The organism is Streptomyces cyanogenus, from assembly GCF_017526105.1.
In the GTDB taxonomy this organism is placed as follows: domain Bacteria; phylum Actinomycetota; class Actinomycetes; order Streptomycetales; family Streptomycetaceae; genus Streptomyces; species Streptomyces cyanogenus.
Genome location: NZ_CP071839.1, coordinates 6,457,227 through 6,476,585, shown reverse-complemented (window position 1 = coordinate 6,476,585; position 19,359 = coordinate 6,457,227). Strand labels below are relative to the sequence as shown.

The following is a 19,359-nucleotide window of genomic DNA, read 5'->3' as shown; positions in this document are numbered from 1 at the left end:
CATCAGGCTGCGAGGGCCGTTGGACGTGCACGCCCTGCGGGCCGCAGTGACCGACCTCGTGCCTCAGACGCGGCTCCCCCGGGCGGTGTCCCACTGCTCCGAGGAGGACCTTTACGACGCACTGGAAGCAGCCGTGCGTGACTGTATGCGAGCGGGCGACGCGTCCGTACACGCCCAGTTGTTCTCGGTGGGCGCCGAGGACCATGTGGTGCTGCTGGTGATGCAACACCCGGCCGCCGTGTCCGGGTCACTCGACCAAGTGCTCGGTGATCTGGCCGCGGCCTACACCGCGCGGTGTCAGGGCGGCACGGCTGACGTGCGGCCGGGCTCTCCCCGCCGTGACGATCCGGCACCCGTTCCGCAGAGCGAGCTGTCGCGGCAACTCGCCCACTGGCGCCGCGCCCTGGCCGATCTACCCGAGGAGTCGGCCCTGCCCACCGACAGGCCCCGTCCTCCCTCGCTCTCCTTCCGTCGCGCCCTTCATGCAACAAGGATCGGGGCCGGACTGCACGAACGGCTCATCGCGTTCGCGCTGGAGCACCAAGTGCCAGTGTTCTTGGTGCTCCAGGCAGCCATGGCGGGCCTGCTGTCCCGGCTGGGCGCCGGCACGGACATTCCCCTGGGCACCCCCGCTCCCGGACAAGAAGCGTCCGGTACGGCCAACTCCCTTGTGCTGCGCACCGATGTGTCCGGCGACCCTTCGTTCCATGAACTCGTCGCGCGGGTCCGCAAGACCGCCATCGAGGCCGACGCTCACCAGGACGTGCCCTTCGACCGCCTCGTGGAGGAACTGGCACCTGCTCGTCCCCCGTCCCGCCACCCGTTCTTCCAGGTGATGCTGGTGCCCGGTGACCTCACCGCAGTTCGCGCCGAGTTCGGTCGCCTGACTGCCGAGGCGCGGGTGCTCGACCTGAACCTCGCCGCAGTCGATCTCGTCATGGAGTTCTCCGAGGGTCAGCACGCCGACGGGTCCGCGGCTGGCGTCGATGTCTCAGCCAGGTACTCCATCGAGCTATTCGACCGATCGTCGATCGTCGCCCTGGCAGATCGTCTGGTTCGCTTCCTGAAGACGGCACTCGCCACCACTGAGCAGCCGGTGAGCAAGCTGGCGGTGCTGTCGGACGCCGAGCACCGGATGCTGCTGGTCGACTGGAACGGCTCATCGGCACGGCAGCCGGCGGACCGTCTAGTGCACGAGGTGTTCGAGCAGCAGGCGGCGGAGCGGCCGGACGCCGTTGCCTTGATCTACGAGCGGACGCGACTGTCGTATCGCGAGCTGAATGTGCGGGCCGATCGGCTGGCCCACCACCTCGTCGCCGCCGGACTGCGACGCGGCGATGTGGTGGGGGTGTATCTGGAGCGCGGTATCGAGCTGGTGGTCGCCGTGCTAGCCGTGCTCAAGGCCGGTGGAACGTACACCATGCTCGACCCCGATCTGCCGGTCACTCGTGTGGAAGCGCTGCTCACACACGCCTCCGCCCGCGCCGTAGTGACCGGAACGCAGCTCGCTGGGCGGCTGCCCGTACGTCCTGATCTGCTGATACGTGTCGACGCCGACGCGGAGTCGATCGCCCGGCAGCCGACTTCGGGGCTTGGGCACCGTGCCAGCCCGCTAGACGCGGCCTGTGTGATGTTCACGTCGGGCTCGACGGGCGCGCCAAAGGGCGTGGTGACTCCGCACCGCGCGATCGTCGGCACCATGCTGGGCCAGGACTTCGCGGCCATGGACCCTTCCCAGGTGTGGATGCAGTGCTCACCCGTGTCCTGGGACGCCTTCGCGCTCGAACTGTTCGGCGCCCTGTTCTCCGGCGGCACCTGTGTGCTCCAGCCGGGGCTGCGTCCCGAACCGGCGGTCATCGCCTCCCTCGTGCGGGAACACGACATCACCACGCTCCACGTGTCGGCGAGCCTGTTGAACTTCCTGCTGGACGAGCACCCGGCGACCTTCACCGGCCTGCGGCAGGTGATGACAGGCGGGGAGCCCGCTTCGGTGCATCATGTGATGCGGCTGGTGCGGGAGTTCCCGCAGATCAGGCTGATCAACGGCTACTCGCCGGTCGAATCGACGATCTTCACTCTGGCCCACCGGATCACCGCCGGAGACGATGCCCGAGCCTCCATCCCAGTGGGGCGGCCCCTGCGCGGCAAGGGCCTGTACGTGCTGGACAACAACCTCGCTCTGGCGGCTCCGGGGACCGTGGGTGAGCTCTACATGTCCGGGGTGGGACTCGCCCACGGCTACCTCGGCCGACCGGATTTGACCGCGGAGCGGTTCGTGGCCTGCCCCTTCGGCGCGCCCGGCGAACGCATGTACCGCACCGGTGATCTGGTGCGCTGGCGGGCCGACGGGGTCATGGAGTACCTGGGACGTGCCGACGAGCAGGTGAAGATCCGCGGCTTCCGGGTCGAACCCGGTGAGGTGCAGTCGGCGCTGGCCGACTACCCGGGGCTGCTGCGAACCGCAGTCATCGTGCGGGAGGACGTGCCCGGTGACAAACGTCTGGTGGCGTACGTCGTGGCCAGGGACGGCAGCGGCGTGGATCCCGCGACGGTCCGTGCTTTCCTGGCCGAACGGCTGCCCCATTACCTGGTGCCGTCCGCGGTGGTCCCGGTGGCGGCGCTCCCCATGACGGCGACCGGCAAGCTCGATCGCCGCGCCCTGCCGGTCCCCGTCCTCGCTCGGCGCGAAGTCGGCCGTGCACCGCGCAGCGCGCAGGAAGCAGTTCTGTGCGACCTATTCGCCGAGGTTCTCGGAATCGACCGAGTCGGCATCGACGCCAGCTTTTTCGATCTGGGTGGCCATTCCCTGCACGTCACCAAGCTGATCAACCGGGTCCGCTCGGCCCTCGGGGCGGAACTGTCCATCAAGGCGGTCTTCGAAGCGCCGACGGTCGCCGTTCTCGTCGGCCGGCTCGCACCGCCACGCACTGCCGTACCCGTGCTGAGCGCCCGCCGCCGAGGCAACTCATGACCAACCGTCCCCATCGAGGAGGCACGACAGTGACCACCGCTCCCGACGAACCGCTCGCGATCCGCACAGTTCGCCGCTTCTACGACCTGGTCGACAGCGGAGACGTGCACGGCTTGGCCGCTCTGTTCGCCCCCGACGCCGCCTACCGGCGGCCCGGGTACGACCTCATGGTCGGTCCCGAGGGCCTGCGCGGCTTCTACGGCCGTGACCGCACGATCCGCGCAGGCCAGCACGCTCTCACCACGTTACTCACGGATGGTCACACGGTCAGTGTGTTCGGCGAGTTCCAGGGTGATCTGCACGACGGCACCCCGGTGCACCTGCGCTTCGCGGACGGCTTCACCGTGCGTCCTGACGGCCTCTTCTCCAGCCGCGACACCTATTTCTTCGCCCCTCTCGTCTGAGACCACCTTTCCGAAGGAGCAACAGATATGTCCGCTATATCTGAACCGAACACTGCCCCGCACAACCGTGCGGTGCGGCACCCTGGCCATGGTGAGTCGTTCACTGAGCACATGATCAGCCTGGAATGGACCGAGGGCGATGGCTGGTCCGAAGGCCGGATGACCCCGCTGGAGAATCTGTCCGTTCACCCTGGGATGATCGGCCTGCACTATGGTCAGGTCGCATACGAGGGGCTGAAGGCCCACCGGCGCGTCGACGGTTCGATGGGTGTCTGGCGCCCGTACGACCACGCCGCGCGCTTCCAGCGTTCCTGCCGTCGGCTCGCTATGCCGGAGTTGCCGGTCGAGACGTTCGTGGCGGCCATTGATCAGCTGATTAACGCGGACGAGAGCAGCCTGTCCGACGATCCCGCCCACAGCATCTACGTACGGCCGATCATGTTCGGGACAGACACGTCGCTCATGCTGCGTCCGTCGCGGACGTACCGGTTCCTGGTCATGGCCTTCGTCGCCGGCGGTTTCTTCGGTGACGGCGTCGAGTCGGTCTCCGTTTTCGCGAGCCATGAGTACAGCCGCGCTTTTCCCGGTGGCACCGGTGACGTGAAGGTGGCTGCCAACTACGCCCCCTCATTCCTGGCTCAGCGTCAGGCAGAAGCCGCGGGCTGCCAGCAGGTCCTCTGGCTGGACGCCGCCGAGCGGCGCTATCTGGAGGAGATGGGAGGGATGAACCTCTTCCTGGTCCGTGGCCAGGGGGCACAGGCTCAGGTGATCACCCCGAAGTTGACCGGCACCCTGCTGCCTGGCGTCACGCGCAGCACAGTTCTCACCCTGGCCGAGCGCCTCGGTTACGACGCTGTGGAGGAGCGCATCGCCCTTGACCAGTGGCGCGCCGAGTGCGCTGCGGGGCTGATGTCCGAGGCGTTCGCCTGCGGAACGGCCGCCGTGGTCACCCCGATTAGCACCGTCGTGGACCGCAGCAGTACCTGGACCATAGGGGAGGGCAAGCCGGGCCCGGTCACGATGGCGCTGCGCACGGCACTTACCGATCTGCACCACGGGCTGGCCCCGGATCCGGAAGGCTGGCTGCACTCTCCGACCGGGCCGGGCCATGCCACGCACTGAGCAGCCCCGTCAGGCAGGGCTGTGTGCCCATGGCCGACGTCATCGTCGCGAACCCAAAAACTCCCCTAACTAATCGTTACAGAATGACTTGAGCTGGTGTCCGGAGTGCGTGCTGATCTTGTTCCTGACGACCTGTGGGAGCGGGTGGCCCCGCTGCTGCCGCCCGCTCCCGAGCGGCGCCGCCGCTATCCCGGGCGGCTGCGTGTCTCCGACCGAGTGGCCCTCGCGGGCGTCATGTACGTGCTGGGGACCGGTGTGGCATGGCGTGATGTACCCGCGGAAGCGGTGGGCTGCCCCGGTGTGACGGCCCCACGCCGACTGCGGGACTGGACCGAGGCTGAGGCTGATCCTTTGGAGTGGACACCCTGACAATGGATCTTGATGGTACAGGGAGGGATGTCCAGTTGGGACGTAAAGGAGTTCAGGAGGGACGCTGTCGCGCTCTATCGCGCCGCGGGCGGAAAGCGGACGTACGCGGCGGTGGCCGCGGATCTCGGGATCACCGCGGAGTCGCTGCGGACGTGGGTCCGCAAGGACGACTCACAGGCCGTGCCCGGACGCCGTGACGCGGGCGGGAGCGAGGCGGAGGAGCTGGCCCGGCTGCGGGCAGAGAATGCCCGGCTGCTGAAGGCGGAGAAAGAATGGCATCTGGAGCGCGAGATCCTGCGCCGGGCAGCCGCTTATTTCGCCCGGGAGGTGAAGTGAGCCCTCGCCGGTGGGACTTCATCTCCGACAACCGCGCCAGTTTCGGCGTCAAGCGGATCTGCCATGTGCTCGGAGTCTCCCGCTCGGGCTACTACCGGCACCTGGCCACCGCGCAGGCCCGCGCCGAGCGCCAGGCCGAGGAGGAGCGGACCGTGAGCGAGATCCGTGCCATCCATGCCGAGCACCATGGCACCTACGGCGCTCCGCGCGTCCATTCCGAGCTGCGTGCCAGGGGACGGAGCATCAACCGCAAGCGCGTCACCCGGCTGATGCAGATCAACCACATCGTCGGCCGGCACCTGCGGAGGAAGAAGCGGACGACGATCGCGGACCACGCGGCGCCGCCCGCGCCGGACCTGGTGATGCGCTACTTCACCGCGGACACACTGAACACCAGGTGGTGCGGCGACATCACATACAGAGCCGTCGGCACGACGTGGCTCTACCTCGCCACAGTGATCGACATCTACTCGAGAAAGGTGGTGGGCTGGTCGATCGCCGACCACATGCGCACCTCCCTGGTCACCGACGCGATCGAAATGGCCGTGGCTGCCCGCGGCAGCCGGGTCCACGGCGTCGTCTTCCACACCGACAGGGGCGCCCAATACAGCGCGGCCGCCTTCGCCGAGGTCTGCCGCCGGCACGGCATCCGCCGCAGCATGGGCCGTGTCGGCTCAAGCTACGACAATGCCCTCGCCGAGTCGTTTTTCCAGGGCCTCAAGCGCGAATTGCTCCATGGCCGCCGCTGGACCTCCAAAGACACAGACCCGGCCGGAGCTGTTCCGCTGGCTGTCGTACTACAACCGGCGCCGTCGGCACTCCGCGCTCGGCTACCTCACACCAGCCGAGTTCGAACAGCAACTGATCACATCACATACGCTGTCACTCGTCGCATGAAACCCGGTGACCACTCCCGGGGATCAACCTCACTGCACGCGCTGGCCCAGGTGCGCGGTCTCGTCGTCGATGGGGTGCTGAGCATTCCGCAGGCCCGGCCGTTCCCACTCGAAGCTTTCGCAGAAGCCGTCACGCTCGCCGAAGCACCCGCACACGGCACCAAGCCACTGTTCGTCTTCGACGAGGGGCGGGACGAACGTGACAGCTACGAAGCGCCCTGATGGTGCAATGGCGGTTCGGCCACACTCACAGGTGCGACCTGGGATCGGGCACGATGACCGCTTCAGAGCCCCCGGCCCCGCCCGGTCGATGGCGGCACGGCCATCCATGAGGGCACCGAGGCCGAGCAGCGCCAGGCGCTGGCGGACCAAGGCGGCAGAAGATCACTCCATGCCCCCCGGCCGCAAGGTGACAGACCATCAGAAAGAGCGTCATCTCAGCGTCGAGACGACCTGCCGCCGTCCGCGCCGATACGGCTGACGTTCACACATCGTCCCAGCGCGAAGTCATGAAACGCCAGGTCAGCGTCGTTCGTGAGGCATACGACGCGCTTCACGTCATGCACTTCGGAAAACAGGTCGAGCACCGCCGATCACACCTGAAGAACCCAAGAAAACCGCAGGTCAGAGACCCTTTTGGGCAGGCTCAAGAATCGCCACGCACTCCACGTGCGACGTCATCGGAAACAGGTCGAACGCCCGAAGCGTCCGCACCCGGTACCCGCCCTCGCGGAAGTACCCCAGGTCCCTGGCCAGCGCGGCGGGGTCGCAGGCGACGTAGGCGATGCGGCGGGCGTTCAGGGAGGCGAGGTGGGCGACCGTGTTGCGGCCTGCGCCTGCCCTCGGGGGGTCGAGGACGATGAGGTCGACCTCGGTGATGCCGGTGCGCGGCAGGACGGACTCGACCTTGCCCTGCTCGATGCGGATCCGCGGGAAGTCGGCCAGGTTGTGCCGGGCGTCCTCCACCGCCCGCTTGCCGGACTCGATGCCGAGGACCGCGCCCTTCTCGCCGAGGCGGTCGGCGAGCGCGCCGGCGAAGAGGCCGACCCCGCAGTAGAGGTCCAGGGCCGTCTCGCCCTTGCGCGGCATCAGCCCCTGCATGACGGCCGTCACGAGCGTGTCCGCCGCCTTCGGGTGGACCTGCCAGAAGCCGCCGTTGCCCACCCGGTACGTACGGCCGTCCGCGCGCTCGCGCACGAAGGGGCGGCCGTGGACGCGGTGCACGCCGCCGCTCTTCTCGTCGACCCGCTGGACCGACACCGGCTTGTCCAGCTCGACCAGCGGGAGGCGGCCGCCGGGGCGCGGGGTGAGGATCACCTGGCGGTCCTGGGAGCCGCTCGCCGCGATCGCCTCGACCGACTCCATGCCGGTCCAGTCCCGCTTCTCGATGCCCAGCTCGCTCACGCCGGCCGCCGCGATCATGCAGTGGTCGATGCGCTCGACCTCGTGCGAGCGGTGCCGGCGCAGACCGGCGTGGCCCTCGGCGTCCACCGCGTACTGGACGCGGGTGCGCCACTGCGGAACCTGGCCGGCGGGCAGCTTGTCGCCCTCGGCCGGCACCACGGTGCCGTCCCAGCCGGCCTCCTCGGGCGTGAGGCCGGCGAGCCGCTGGAGCTGCTCGGCGATGACGTCGGCCTTCAGCCGGCGCTGGGCGCCCGGCTTGGCGTGCTGCCAGTCACAGCCGCCGCAACGGCCGGGGCCGGCGAAGGGGCAGGGCGCCTCGATGCGGTCCTTGGACGCCTCCAGGACCCGTACGGCGTCCGCGCGCAGGAAGCGGGCGCCCTCCTCGCCCTCGGTCACCCGGGCCACGACCCGCTCGCCCGGCAGCGCGTGCCGGACGAACAGCACCTGACCCTCGGACGTACGGGCGATGCAGTGGCCGCCGTGGGCGACGGGGCCGATCTCGACCTCGTACTCCTCCCCCACCAGCGACTTCTTCGGTTCTGCGGGCATGGTGGGGGTGACTCCAGATCGGCAGCGGGGCGGCCCGCGACGGCGGGCCCGACAACAGCCCACCAGTCTACGGCCTCCCCACCGCGCCTCAGTCCTTGGCCGAGGGCTCCTTCGGCCGCTCCACGGCCGGGCCCCGCCGGACCGCGCCCGGCGCGTTCCACTCCTGCCGCTTGCGGGCGCGGGCCCGGGCGGCCTCGGAGGAGGCCAGCTGGTAGGGGACGGAGGTGACCATCACGCCGGGCGTGAACAGCAGGCGGCCCTTCAGGCGCAGGGCGCTCTGGTTGTGCAGCAGGTGCTCGTACCAGTGGCCGACCACGTACTCGGGGATGATCACGGAGACCGCGTCGCGCGGGGACTCCTTGCGCAGGCTCTTGACGTACTCGATGATCGGCCGGGTGATCTCGCGGTACGGCGAGTCCAGGACCTTCAGCGGTACGTCGATCCCGCGCCGCTCCCACTCGTCGCGCAGCGCCTTGGTCTCGGCCGGGTCGACGTTGACGGTCAGCGCCTCCAGGGTGTCCGAACGCATCAGCTTGGCGTAGGCCAGGGCGCGCAGCGTGGGACGGTGGATCTTGGAGATCAGCACCACGGAGTGGACGCGGGAGGGGCGGACCATGTCGTCGCTCGGGCCCTCGGGCGCGGCGATCTCCTCGGCGACCCGGTCGTAGTGCTTCCGGATCGCGGTCATCGTCGCGTAGAAGATGACCATGCCGAGCAGGGCCACCCAGGCGCCGTGCGTGAACTTGGTGACCAGGACGACGACGAGCACCAGGCCGGTGAAGAAGGCGCCGAACGCGTTGATCGCGCGGGAGCGGATCATGTGGCTGCGCTTGGCCGGGTCCTTCTCGACGGCGAGGTGGCGGTTCCAGTGCCGGACCATGCCGGTCTGGCTGAGCGTGAAGGACACGAACACGCCGACGATGTACAGCTGGATCAGGCGGGTGGAGTCCGCGCCGTAGATGAACACCAGCAGCATCGCGGCGCCCGCGAGCAGCACGATGCCGTTGGAGAAGGCGAGCCGGTCGCCGCGGGTGTGCAGCTGGCGCGGCAGGTAGCGGTCCTGGGCGAGGATCGAGCCGAGCAGCGGGAAGCCGTTGTAGGCCGTGTTGGCGGCCAGGAACAGGACCAGCGCGGTGGCTGCGGCGAGCAGGACGAACAGGAAGCTGCCCTTGCCGAAGACCGCCTCGGCGACCTGGGAGATCACCGGGTTCTGGACATAGCCGGAGCCGAGCGGGACGCCGTTGTGCAGCAGGTCGGTGGCCGGCTTCTCGGCCATGCGGACCTGGGTGGTCATGGCGAGCGCGATGATGCCGCAGAACATGGTGACGGCCAGCAGGCCCATCATGGCGAGCGTGGTGGCCGCGTTCTTCGACTTGGGCTTGCGGAAGGCCGGGACGCCGTTGGAGATGGCCTCGACGCCGGTGAGGGCCGCACAGCCGGAGGAGAAGGCACGCAGCAGCAGGAAGACCAGCGCGAAGCCGGCGAGGCCCTCGTGCTCGGCCTTGATGTGGTAGTCGGCCGTCGGGGCGCGCATGGTGTCGCCGAGGACCAGCCCGCGGAAGGCACCCCACGCGATCATGATGAAGACGCCGCCGACGAAGACGTACGTCGGGATCGCGAAGAGCTTGCCCGACTCCTTCACGCCCCGCAGGTTCATCAGCGTCAGCAGCACGATCACGGCGGCCGCGCAGAACACCTTGTGCTCGACCACGAAGGGGATCGCGGAGCCGAGGTTCTCGATGCCGGAGGAGATGGAGACGGCGACGGTCAGGACGTAGTCGACGAGCAGCGCGCTGGCCACGGTGAGGCCGGCCCTGGGGCCGAGGTTGGTGGTCGCGACCTCGTAGTCGCCGCCACCGCTCGGGTAGGCGTGCACGTTCTGCCGGTACGAGGCGACCACGGTGAACATCAGCACCACGACCGCGACCGCGATCCAGGGGCTGAAGTGGTACGCCGACACGCCCGCGATGGACAGAACGAGCAGGACCTCCCCCGGCGCGTAGGCGACGGAGGACAGCGGGTCGGAGGCGAAGACGGGGAGTGCGATGCGCTTCGGCAGGAGCGTTTCCCCCAGCCGGTCACTGCGCAGTGCGCGCCCGATCAGGATCCGTTTGGGCACGTCGGTCAGTTTGGACACGAGAGAGGATCGTAAGCCTTCGAACTGGCACCCGCCCACCCGGCGTGCTGGATCTGCCTCACGAGTGAAATCAGGGGCGCACGGAACTGCGGAATCCGTGGTCCGTATGCCCCCCGTGCCTAGATGGCAAACCCGGCCTGTCATCGCACTTCGGAGGTTCCATGCCCGCGACCGCGGAGCTGATCGGGGCGCTGCTCGCCCTCGGCGGCCTCGGAATCCTGACCCTGTGCAGCGTGCGCAGCATCACTCGCCGCCGTCCGCGGCCGGCCCCGGCACAGGGGTGCCCGCCGCGCGGCGCCCGTGTGTAGCTTTGGGCGTCGGTCTGAGACCCTGATGCTGAGCAGTCACTTTTGGACACCGGAAGGACGGTCGTGCACATCGTCATCATGGGCTGTGGGAGAGTGGGTTCCGCTCTCGCCCAGACCCTGGAGCAACAGGGACACACGGTCGCCGTGATCGACCAGGACCCCACCGCCTTCCGCCGGCTGGGCCCGGGATTCGGGGGCCGCCGCGTGACCGGCGTCGGCTTCGACCAGGACACTCTGCGCGAGGCGGGCATCGAGGAGGCCGGCGCCTTCGCCGCGGTCTCCAGCGGGGACAACTCCAACATCATCTCCGCGCGCGTGGCCCGGGAGATGTTCGGCGTGGAGAACGTGGCCGCCCGCATCTACGACCCCCGCCGCGCCGAGGTCTACCAGCGCCTGGGCATCCCGACGGTGGCCACGGTCCGCTGGACCGCAGACCAGATGCTGCGCCGGCTGCTGCCCTCCGGGGCCGAGCCGCTGTGGCGCGACCCCACCGGCGGGGTGCAGCTCGCCGAGGTGCACGCCTCGCCGAAGTGGGTGGGCCACAAGATCAGCAAGTTGCAGGAGGAGACGGGCGTCCGGGTGGCGTTCCTGACCCGGCTGGGCGAGGCGATCCTGCCCACCTCGCAGACGGTGCTGCAGGAGGGCGACCTCGTGCACGTGATGATGCGGGCGGACGACGTGGACAAGGTCGAGGCGGCGTTCGCCGGTGGCCCGGAAGAGGAGGGCGGTCACTGATGAGGGTCGCCATTGCCGGGGCCGGCGCGGTCGGCCGCTCGATCGCGGGCGAGCTGCTGGAGAACGGCCACGAGGTCCTGCTGATCGACAAGGCGCCGACCGCCATCTCGGTCGAGCGCGTTCCGCAGGCGGAGTGGCTGCTGGCCGACGCCTGCGAGATCACCTCCCTGGACGAGGCGGCGCTGCAGCGCTGCAACGTCGTGATCGCCGCGACCGGCGACGACAAGGTGAACCTGGTCGTCTCGCTGCTCGCCAAGACGGAGTACGGCGTCCCGCGCGTCGTCGCCCGCGTCAACAACCCCAAGAACGAGTGGCTGTTCAACGAGGCCTGGGGCGTGGACGTCGCCGTCTCCACCCCGCGCCTGATGTCCGCTCTGGTCGAGGAGGCGGTGAGCGTCGGCGACCTGGTCCGGCTGCTGCGCTTCAGCCACGGCGACGCCAACCTCGTCGAGCTGACCCTGCCGGAGGAGTCGGCCCTGGCCGGCACGCAGGTCGGCGACGTGGAGTGGCCCGAGGACACCTCCCTGGTCACGATCATCCGCGGCACCCGCGTGCTGACCCCCTCCAAGGAGGACTCCCTGGAGCCGGGCGACGAGCTGCTGTTCGTGGCCGCGCAGGCCCGGGAGGAGCAGCTGGAGGATCTGCTGTCGGTGCGGCGCGAGGACTGACCGCACGAGGAAAGGGCGCCCCTGCCGGCAGGGGCGCCCTTCTTCGTCGTACGGCGGACCGCTCACGCCTCCCGGCGGTGCCGTCCCCCGGACGCCTCGCCGCTCTCGGCGGCCTGGGCGGCCTTGCGCTCCTGCTCGGCCTTCTCCTCGGCCTCCAGCTCCGCGAACACGTCGATCGGCGCGGGCGCCTTCGCGAGGAAGACCCAGGTCAGCCAGACCGCCAGCAGGAACGGCGGGATCTTCAGGATGACCAGGACCCAGCCGAGCTGCGCGGTGTCGGCCCACCAGTACAGCGGGAAGAGGATCGCGCACTTGGCGAGCAGGATCAGACCCCAGGCCCAGCTGGCCTTGGCGTACGCCTTCTTGCGGCCGGGGTTGCGGGTGCGCCAGGAGAGGTTCTCCTTGAAGATCGGGCCGAGGATGAGGCCGATCAGGGGTACGCCCGCCAGGGTCGTGACGATGTAGGCCAGCGCCATGCCCAGCGTGTAGAGCATGCCGGGGAGGTAGAAGTCCTTGGCGTTGCCGGTGAACATCGCGAACACCACGCCGAAGACCACGCCGAAGACACCGCTGAACGCGTGCTTGACGGTGTCCTTCATGGCCAGCCGGACCACGACCAGCACCAGGGAGACCGCCAGCGCGGCGATCGCGGAGAGGTGCAGGTCCTTGTCGATCGTGAAGATCGTGACGAAGAGCAGGCCGGGCAGGACCGTCTCGACCATGCCGCGGACCCCGCCGAAGGCCTCGAACAGCGCCGCCTCGGTCACCGCGCGGGCGTCGTCGGGCCGAGTCTGGTCGGTGTCTTCGGTCGGCTTGTCGAGGGACGTCACCGGCTACTCCCGTCCGAGGGGTCGCAGTTCGTATTTCGGGTTGAACAGCACCCGGCGGCCCCGGCTCATCGAGATCCGGCCTGATGCGATCAGCTTGCGCCCCGGTTCTATGCCCACGATGGAGCGCCTGCCGAGCCACACCACGTCCAGCGCCGCGGAGCCGTCGAACAGCTCGGCTTCCAGGGCCGGGACTCCGGCGCGGGGGCGCAGGGTGACCGTGCGCAAGGTACCAGTAACGGTGACGATCTGCCGGTCCTGACAGTCGCCGATCTTCGTGCAGCCCGCCGTCTCGGCGTCTTCGCGCAGCTCCTCGGACTCAAGGTCCTCCTGCGACGAGGAGAGCCGGTCGAGCATGCGCCGGAACCTGCCGGCCGGCTTTTCGGAACGAGGAACAGCAGTCATATCTGAAGCGTACCGGGGACCGCCGACAGGACCGTAAGCCCGCTGGTTCCCTGCGGACGCGCTACTTCTCGAACCGGTAGCCCATCCCCGGCTCGGTGATGAAGTGCCGGGGGTGCGAGGGGTCCGACTCCAGCTTGCGCCGCAGCTGGGCCATGTACACCCGCAGGTAGTTGGTCTCGGTCCCGTACGACGGCCCCCACACCTCCTGCAGCAGCTGCTTCTGGCCGACCAGCCGGCCGGTGTTGCGGACCAGCACCTCCAGCAGGTGCCACTCGGTCGGGGTGAGCCGGACGTCCTTGCCGCCGCGGTTGACCTTCTTGGCGGCGAGGTCGACGGTGAAACCCGCGGTCTCGACGGTCGTCAGGTCGTCCTCGCCCGGCCCGGCCGGCTCGGCCCGGCGGACGGCGGCCCGCAGCCGGGCCAGCAGCTCGTCCATGCCGAACGGCTTGGTCACGTAGTCGTCGGCGCCCGCGTCCAGCGCCTCGACCTTCTCGTCGGAGGAGTGGCGGGCGGACAGCACCAGGATCGGCACCCGGGTCCAGCCGCGCAGTCCCTTGATCACCTCGACGCCGTCCATGTCGGGCAGACCCAGGTCGAGGACGACCACGTCGGGGTGGCGGGCGGCGGCGAGTTCGAGCGCCGTCGTGCCGTCGGGTGCCGCGTCCACCTCGTACCTGCGCGCCTTGAGGTTGATCACGAGGGCGCGCACGATCTGCGGCTCGTCGTCGACCACGAGCACCCGGGTCATAGGGTCTGCCTTTCTGGTTCTGCGCTGCCCGCCCCGGAGGGGAGGGGCTGGGAGCGTGGTCCGGCCGCGCGGAGGGTGAGCACCATGGTGAGTCCGCCCCCCGGCGTGTCCTCGGCGTTGAGGGTGCCGCCCATGGCCTCGGCGAAGCCGCGGGCGACGGCGAGGCCGAGCCCTACGCCGGCACCGCGCGGAGCGTCACCGTACCGCTGGAAGGGCTCGAAGATACGATCCTTCGCCTCGTCCGGCACGCCCGGCCCGCGGTCCACCACGCGCACCTCCACCCGGTCGGCGATGGCGCTAGCGGACACCAGCACGCGCCGCCCGCGCGGGCTGTACTTGACGGCGTTCTCCACCAGGTTGGCCACCGACCGCTCCAGCAGCCCGGGGTCGACGGCGACCATCGGCAGCGTCTCGGGCACGTCCAGCTCGACACTGTCCTCGGGCACGCCGCCCAGCGCCATCGGTACGACCTCGTCCACGTCGATCTCGCGGATCAGCGGCGTGACCGTACCGGTCTGGAGGCGGGACATGTCGAGCAGGTTGCCGACGAGGTGGTCGAGCCGGTCGGCGCCCTCCTCGATGCCCTCCAGCAGCTCCGCCTGGTCCTCCTCCGACCAGGAGACGTCGTCGGAGCGCAGGGACGACACGGCGGCCTTGATGCCGGCCAGCGGGGTGCGCAGGTCGTGGCTGACGGCGGCCAGCAGGGCGGTGCGGATGCGGTTGCCCTCGGCGAGCGCGCGGGCCCGGTCGGCCTCCTCCCGGAGCCTCCTGCGGTCCAGCACGACGGCGGCCTGGGCGGCGAAGGCGGCCAGCACCCGGCGGTCCTCGGCGGGCAGCACGCGGCCGGTGAGCGCGAGCGCCATGTGGTCGCCGACCGGCATGTCGACGTCGGCGTCCTCGGGGCGCTCCAGCGGCGGCCCGAGGCCGGCGCGGCCCGCGCAGGTCCAGGGCGCCACGTCGCTCTCGCGTTCCAGCAGGGCGGCCGACTCCATGGCGAAGGTCTCGCGGACCCGTTCCAGCAGTTCCTCCAGGCTGGTCTCGCCGCGCAGCACGTTCCCGGCGAGGAAGGACAGGATCTCGGACTCGGCGCGCAGCCGGGCGGCCTGGTGGGTGCGCCGGGCGGCGAGGTCGACCACCGAGGCGACCGCCATGGCGACCCCGAAGAAGATCGCGATGGCGACGACGTTCCTGGGGTCGGCGACGGTCAGCCGGTGCAGCGGCGGGGTGTGGAAGTAGTTCAGCAGCAGCGAGCCGAGGGCCGCCGAGGCCAGCGCGGGCGGCAGGCCGCCGAGCAGGGCCGCGGCGACCGTGACCGCCAGGAACAGCATCATGTCGTTGGCGAGGCCCAGGTCGACGCTGTTCAGCAGCACCGCGAGGACCACGGGGCCGGCCAGGCCGACCGCCCAGCCCCAGACGATCCGGGCCCGCCCGAGCCGGCCGCCGCGGGCCACGGGCAGCCCCCGGCCCTTGGCGACCTCCTCGTGGGTGACGATGTGCACGTCCAGGTCGGGGCCGGAGTCCCGGGCCACCGTGGCGCCGACGCCGGGCCCGAAGACGTACTGCCAGGCCTTGCGGCGCGAGGAGCCGAGGACGATCTGGGTGGCGTTCACCCCGCGCGCGAAGTCCAGCAGGGCGGCCGGGACATCGTCGCCGACCACGTGGTGGAAGGTGCCGCCGAGGTCCTCGACCAGGGTGCGCTGGACGGCCAGTTCCTTCGGGGAGGCCGAGGTCAGCCCGTCGCTGCGGGCGATGTAGACGGCGAGGACCTCCCCGCCGGCGCCCTTCTCGGCGAGCCGCGCGGCCCGCCGGATCAGGGTGCGTCCCTCGGGGCCTCCGGTCAGGCCGACCACGATCCGCTCCCGCGAGCCCCATATCTTCGAGACCCGGTGCTCGCTGCGGTACGCGTTCAGGTACTCGTCGACCCGGTCGGCCACCCACAGCAGCGCCAGCTCGCGCAGGGCGGTGAGGTTGCCGGGGCGGAAGTAGTTGGACAGCGCCGCGTCGACCTTGTCCGGCTGGTAGATGTTGCCGTGCGCCATGCGGCGGCGCAGGGCCTGCGGGGACATGTCGACCAGCTCGATCTGGTCGGCCCGGCGGACGACCTCGTCGGGGACGGTCTCGCGCTGGCGCACCCCGGTGATCGACTCCACGACGTCGCCGAGTGACTCCAGGTGCTGGATGTTGACGGTCGAGATCACGTCGATGCCGGCGGCGAGCAGCTCCTCGACGTCCTGCCAGCGCTTGGTGTTGCGGGACCCGGGGACGTTGGTGTGGGCCAGTTCGTCCACGAGCGCGACGGCGGGCGCCCGGCGCAGCACGGCGTCGACGTCCATCTCGCCGAAGGTGGCCCCCCGGTGCTCCAGCTGCCGGCGCGGCACCTGCTCCAGGCCGTGCAGCAGCACCTCGGTGCGCGGCCGGCCGTAGTGCTCCACGACCGCGACCACGCAGTCGGTGCCCCGCTCCACCCGGCGGTGCGCCTCGGCGAGCATGGCGTAGGTCTTGCCCACGCCCGGCGCCGCGCCGAGGTAGATCCGAAGCTTGCCGCGTGCCATGGCCTCATTGTCTTCCCGTGCCTGTTGTCTGCGCAGCGTCGACCCTACGGCCGGCGATCACGGCCGATCGGCTCAGGAGTGCGAGCGGCGGGCAACTTTGACGCGGCCCTGATGTGCAGCACGGCCGGCCCGGGGCTCAGTGCTCGGTGATCTCCCCGTCACGCAGTTCCAGCACCCGGTCGGCCAGGTCCAGCAGGGTCGCGTCGTGCGTGGCGACCAGGGCGGTGACCCGCTCGCTGTGGACGACCGCCCGCAGCAGTTCCATGACGGCGTGCCCGGTCTCGGCGTCGAGCTGGCCGGTCGGCTCGTCGGCGATGAGCAGCGCGGGCCGGTTGGCGAGGGCCCGCGCGATGGCGACCCGCTGCTGCTGGCCGCCCGACAGCTCACCGGGCCGCTGCGCCGCGTGCCCGGCGAGCCCTACGAGGGACAGCAGCAGTTCGACCCGCTCCTCCCGCTCGCGTGGCTCGGCACGGCGCAGCCGCAGCGGTACGCCGACGTTCTCGGCGGCGCTCAGGATCGGGATCAGCCCGAAGGACTGGAAGACGAAACCGATCCGGTCCCGCCGCAGCCGCAGCAGCTCGCTCTCACCGAGCCGGGCGAGGTCCCGGCCCTCCACCTCGACCCGGCCCCGGTCGGGCGTGTCCAGCCCGCCGACGATGTTCAGCAGGGTGGTCTTGCCGGAGCCCGACCGTCCTTCGAGGGCGACGAGTTCACCCCGCGGCACCTCGAAGGACACCCCGCGCAACGCGTGCACGGCGGCGGCCCCGGCACCGTACGACTTGTGCACGCCCTCGACCCGCACCATGGTCTCGGTGACCACATGGCCCATGTCCCCTCCCCCGTCGACCGAGCATCAGTATCACCGGCCGGGCAGCGCCCCGTAAGGGCGCGGGGAACCACGCGACCCGCCACGGGGAACCCGCACCCGGCAACGGCGGATCCGCGATGGCGAGATCCCGCAAGAAGGCGGGCCGCACCCTGGAGGCACGGCCCGCCGAGATGAACGGCTGAACGCGGCGGAGCGCCTAGCGGACTTCCGTGATCTCGGGCCCCCGCTGCAGCTGCCCCATACCACCGGAGAAGCGCGAACCCTCCTCCTGCTGGACCCCCTCGGGGACCATCTGCGCGTCGTTGGGCAGCTTGAGGACGATCGGGTCGCGCGGGGCCATCGGACCCTCACCGCGGACCACGACGGTGTCCCGGAAGATCTGCTCCAGCAGCCCGGCCGCCTGCGGCTGCACCGCGCCCTGGCCGGAGATCACACCGCGCAGGAACCAGCGCGGGCCGTCCACGCCGACGAACCGTACGACCTGGAAGCCGCCGGTGCCGTCGGGCAGCTGGACCGGCACCTGGGCGCGCAGCTCCCACCCGAGCGGGCCCTCGACCTCGTCGACGATGCCACCCTGCTGGGTGATGCCGGAGGCGATCTCCTCGCGGACCTCGCCCCAGATGCCCTCGCGCTTGGGCGCGGCGAACGCCTGGAGCTGGATGGCGCTGTCGCGCAGCACGACGGTCGCGGCGACGATGGCGTCACCGGCGACCTCGACCCGCAGTTCCATGCCGTCGACGCCCGGCACGAACAGGCCGCCGAGGTCCACGCGGCCCTCGGCCGGGTCGCGCACCTCGGTGCTGTCCCACGGACCGTCGGGCCGGGGCCCGGGCTCCAGCCGGACGCGCTCGCGCTCGGCCTCCTCCTCGTCCGCCTCGGTGTCGACGCTGTCGACGACCTGCTCGGCCTCGCCGGCCGCGTCCTCGGCGGCACCCTTCTTCTTGCGACGTCCGAACACGTCACTGTCCTTCCCGGTCGGATACGACCGAAGCGTATCGATTCCCACCCGTCGGACCGCCCTCGGCGGCCTGACCGCTTGTGCCGCTCTCGTCGCCCACCGCGGCATGGCCACCGGTGGACCCGAAGCCCCCTTCGGCCCGCGCCGAGCCGGGAAGCTCCGCGACCTCCCGGAAGCGGACCTTCTCGACCTGCTGGACGACCAGTTGGGCAATCCGGTCGAAGCGCTCGAACCGCACGCTCTCGCGCGGGTCGAGATTCACCACGATCACCTTGATCTCCCCACGGTACCCGGCATCAACCGTCCCCGGGGCATTCACGAGGGCGACACCGCAGCGGGCGGCGAGGCCGGAACGCGGATGCACGAAGGCCGCGTACCCCTCCGGCAGGGCGATCGACACCCCCGTGGGCAGGACGGCCCGCTCGCCGGGCTTCAGCTCGCAGGCCTCGGTGGTGCGCAGATCGGCTCCGGCGTCCCCGGGATGCTCGTACGCCGGAAGCGGTACGTCCGGGTCGACGCGCCGGATCAGCACGTTCAGCGGGTCACGGCTCACGGGTTCACCTCGAAGGCGCGGGCGCGCCGCATCCGGTCGGGATCGCTCATGGCGGCCTGGATCTCCTCCTTGCGGCCGTGGTCGATGAAGTGATCCACCTTGACCTCGATGAAGAGGGCGTCGGCGCGCACGGCGACCGGCCCGTCGGGGCCGCCGAGGCGCCCGGTGGCGGTGGAGTAGATCTTCCGCCCGGCGACGGCCGTGACCTCGGCCTCCAGATGCAGCGTCGTGCCCACGGGCACGGGCCGGACGAAGTCCGTCTCCAGCCGCCCGGTGACGGCGATGGTCCGCAGCAGCCAGTTCAGCGAGCCGAGGGTCTCGTCCAGGGCCGTGGCGAGCACTCCCCCGTGCGCGAGGCCCGGGGCACCCTGGTGGGCGGGCTGCACGGTGAACTCGGCGGTCAGCGAGACGCCCTCGCCGGCGCGGGCCTCCAGGTGCAGTCCGTGCGGCTGCCTGGGGCCGCACCCGAAACAGTGTTCGTAGTGGGCGCCGAGAAGCTGCCCGGGCGGGGGCGCGTCGGGGTGCCGTACCGGTTTCCCCGCGTCGGCGGGAGGCTGAAGAGCTGCGGAACTACCACTCACAGCCGCA

At 70.4% G+C, this 19,359-nt stretch carries 18 protein-coding genes and 1 pseudogene; 9 read left to right on the top strand and 10 right to left on the bottom strand.

Features of this window, described 5'->3' with window-relative positions; all coding sequences use genetic code 11:
* The first annotated feature begins 133 nt into the window (after positions 1 to 133).
* The 6 genes and pseudogenes from S1361_RS29200 to S1361_RS29175 all read left to right on the top strand — a co-directional run bounded on the left by S1361_RS29200 (position 134) and on the right by S1361_RS29175 (position 6,320).
* Positions 134 to 2,971 (top strand): non-ribosomal peptide synthetase, encoded by a 2,838-nt coding sequence (locus tag S1361_RS29200; RefSeq protein ID WP_243769334.1) that lies wholly within the window; start codon positions 134 to 136, stop codon positions 2,969 to 2,971.
* Between the two features lie 29 nt (positions 2,972 to 3,000).
* Positions 3,001 to 3,375, top strand: a complete 375-nt coding sequence (locus S1361_RS29195; RefSeq protein WP_243769333.1) for a nuclear transport factor 2 family protein — start codon at positions 3,001 to 3,003, stop codon at positions 3,373 to 3,375.
* 27 nt (positions 3,376 to 3,402) lie between these two features.
* The gene (locus S1361_RS29190; protein WP_208034880.1) at positions 3,403 to 4,497 is read left to right on the top strand and encodes a branched-chain amino acid aminotransferase; all 1,095 of its coding nucleotides are present in this window, start codon (positions 3,403 to 3,405) and stop codon (positions 4,495 to 4,497) included.
* Between the two features lie 105 nt (positions 4,498 to 4,602).
* Complete coding sequence (locus S1361_RS29185) at positions 4,603 to 4,866, top strand: transposase (protein ID WP_425087485.1); 264 nt, start codon at positions 4,603 to 4,605, stop codon at positions 4,864 to 4,866.
* 27 nt (positions 4,867 to 4,893) lie between these two features.
* A pseudogene (locus S1361_RS29180) lies at positions 4,894 to 6,099 on the top strand (IS3 family transposase).
* Entirely contained in the window at positions 6,096 to 6,320 is a 225-nt protein-coding gene (locus S1361_RS29175; RefSeq protein ID WP_208034879.1) for a hypothetical protein, read from the top strand. Before S1361_RS29180 ends, S1361_RS29175 begins: the two are co-directional and overlap by 4 nt.
* Before the next feature lie 402 nt (positions 6,321 to 6,722).
* Here S1361_RS29175 and S1361_RS29170 read toward each other — a convergent pair whose 3' ends face one another.
* Together S1361_RS29170 and S1361_RS29165 are read right to left on the bottom strand one after the other, a co-directional pair.
* Complete coding sequence (locus S1361_RS29170; protein ID WP_208034878.1) at positions 6,723 to 8,051, bottom strand: class I SAM-dependent RNA methyltransferase; 1,329 nt, start codon at positions 8,049 to 8,051, stop codon at positions 6,723 to 6,725.
* An 88-nt stretch (positions 8,052 to 8,139) separates the two neighbouring features.
* Positions 8,140 to 10,188 carry an APC family permease gene (locus S1361_RS29165; protein ID WP_208034877.1) on the bottom strand — a complete coding sequence of 683 codons (2,049 nt, stop codon included), beginning with the start codon at positions 10,186 to 10,188 and terminating at the stop codon, positions 8,140 to 8,142.
* A gap of 161 nt (positions 10,189 to 10,349) precedes the next feature.
* On the opposite strand from S1361_RS29165, the gene S1361_RS29160 reads away from it, so the two are divergent.
* The 3 genes from S1361_RS29160 (at position 10,350) to S1361_RS29150 (ending at position 11,899) form a co-directional block, all read left to right on the top strand.
* Positions 10,350 to 10,496 carry a hypothetical protein gene (locus S1361_RS29160; RefSeq protein WP_208034876.1) on the top strand — a complete coding sequence of 49 codons (147 nt, stop codon included), beginning with the start codon at positions 10,350 to 10,352 and terminating at the stop codon, positions 10,494 to 10,496.
* Positions 10,497 to 10,559: 63 nt separating this feature from the next.
* On the top strand, positions 10,560 to 11,231 hold the full coding sequence (locus S1361_RS29155) for a potassium channel family protein (protein ID WP_208034875.1): 672 nt from the start codon (positions 10,560 to 10,562) through the stop codon (positions 11,229 to 11,231).
* Positions 11,231 to 11,899, top strand: a complete 669-nt coding sequence (locus S1361_RS29150) for a potassium channel family protein (protein WP_189305043.1) — start codon at positions 11,231 to 11,233, stop codon at positions 11,897 to 11,899. Before S1361_RS29155 ends, S1361_RS29150 begins: the two co-directional genes overlap by 1 nt.
* Positions 11,900 to 11,961: 62 nt before the next feature.
* Here S1361_RS29150 and S1361_RS29145 read toward each other — a convergent pair whose 3' ends face one another.
* From S1361_RS29145 to S1361_RS29110, 8 genes are all read right to left on the bottom strand, one after another.
* Entirely contained in the window at positions 11,962 to 12,729 is a 768-nt protein-coding gene (locus S1361_RS29145; RefSeq protein ID WP_208034874.1) for a DUF3159 domain-containing protein, read from the bottom strand.
* Positions 12,730 to 12,732: 3 nt separating this feature from the next.
* Positions 12,733 to 13,131, bottom strand: coding sequence for an OB-fold nucleic acid binding domain-containing protein (locus S1361_RS29140; protein ID WP_208034873.1), 399 nt, complete (start codon positions 13,129 to 13,131; stop codon positions 12,733 to 12,735).
* 61 nt (positions 13,132 to 13,192) lie between these two features.
* Positions 13,193 to 13,879, bottom strand: a complete 687-nt coding sequence (locus S1361_RS29135) for a response regulator (RefSeq protein WP_208034872.1) — start codon at positions 13,877 to 13,879, stop codon at positions 13,193 to 13,195.
* A complete protein-coding gene (locus S1361_RS29130) occupies positions 13,876 to 16,431 on the bottom strand; it encodes a sensor histidine kinase (RefSeq protein ID WP_208034871.1) in 2,556 nt (851 codons plus the stop codon). Before S1361_RS29130 ends, S1361_RS29135 begins: the two co-directional genes overlap by 4 nt.
* A 136-nt stretch (positions 16,432 to 16,567) precedes the next feature.
* Positions 16,568 to 17,260 (bottom strand): ABC transporter ATP-binding protein, encoded by a 693-nt coding sequence (locus tag S1361_RS29125; protein WP_208034870.1) that lies wholly within the window; start codon positions 17,258 to 17,260, stop codon positions 16,568 to 16,570.
* A 196-nt stretch (positions 17,261 to 17,456) separates the two neighbouring features.
* The gene (locus S1361_RS29120) at positions 17,457 to 18,218 is read right to left on the bottom strand and encodes a DUF3710 domain-containing protein (protein WP_208034869.1); all 762 of its coding nucleotides are present in this window, start codon (positions 18,216 to 18,218) and stop codon (positions 17,457 to 17,459) included.
* A 1-nt stretch (position 18,219) separates the two neighbouring features.
* Positions 18,220 to 18,771: a dUTP diphosphatase gene (gene dut / locus S1361_RS29115; protein ID WP_208034868.1), complete on the bottom strand. Its 552-nt coding sequence runs from the start codon at positions 18,769 to 18,771 to the stop codon at positions 18,220 to 18,222.
* Positions 18,768 to 19,352, bottom strand: a complete 585-nt coding sequence (locus S1361_RS29110; RefSeq protein ID WP_208034867.1) for a PaaI family thioesterase — start codon at positions 19,350 to 19,352, stop codon at positions 18,768 to 18,770. The genes dut and S1361_RS29110 overlap by 4 nt, the downstream gene beginning before the upstream one ends.
* Positions 19,353 to 19,359 lie beyond the last annotated feature (7 nt).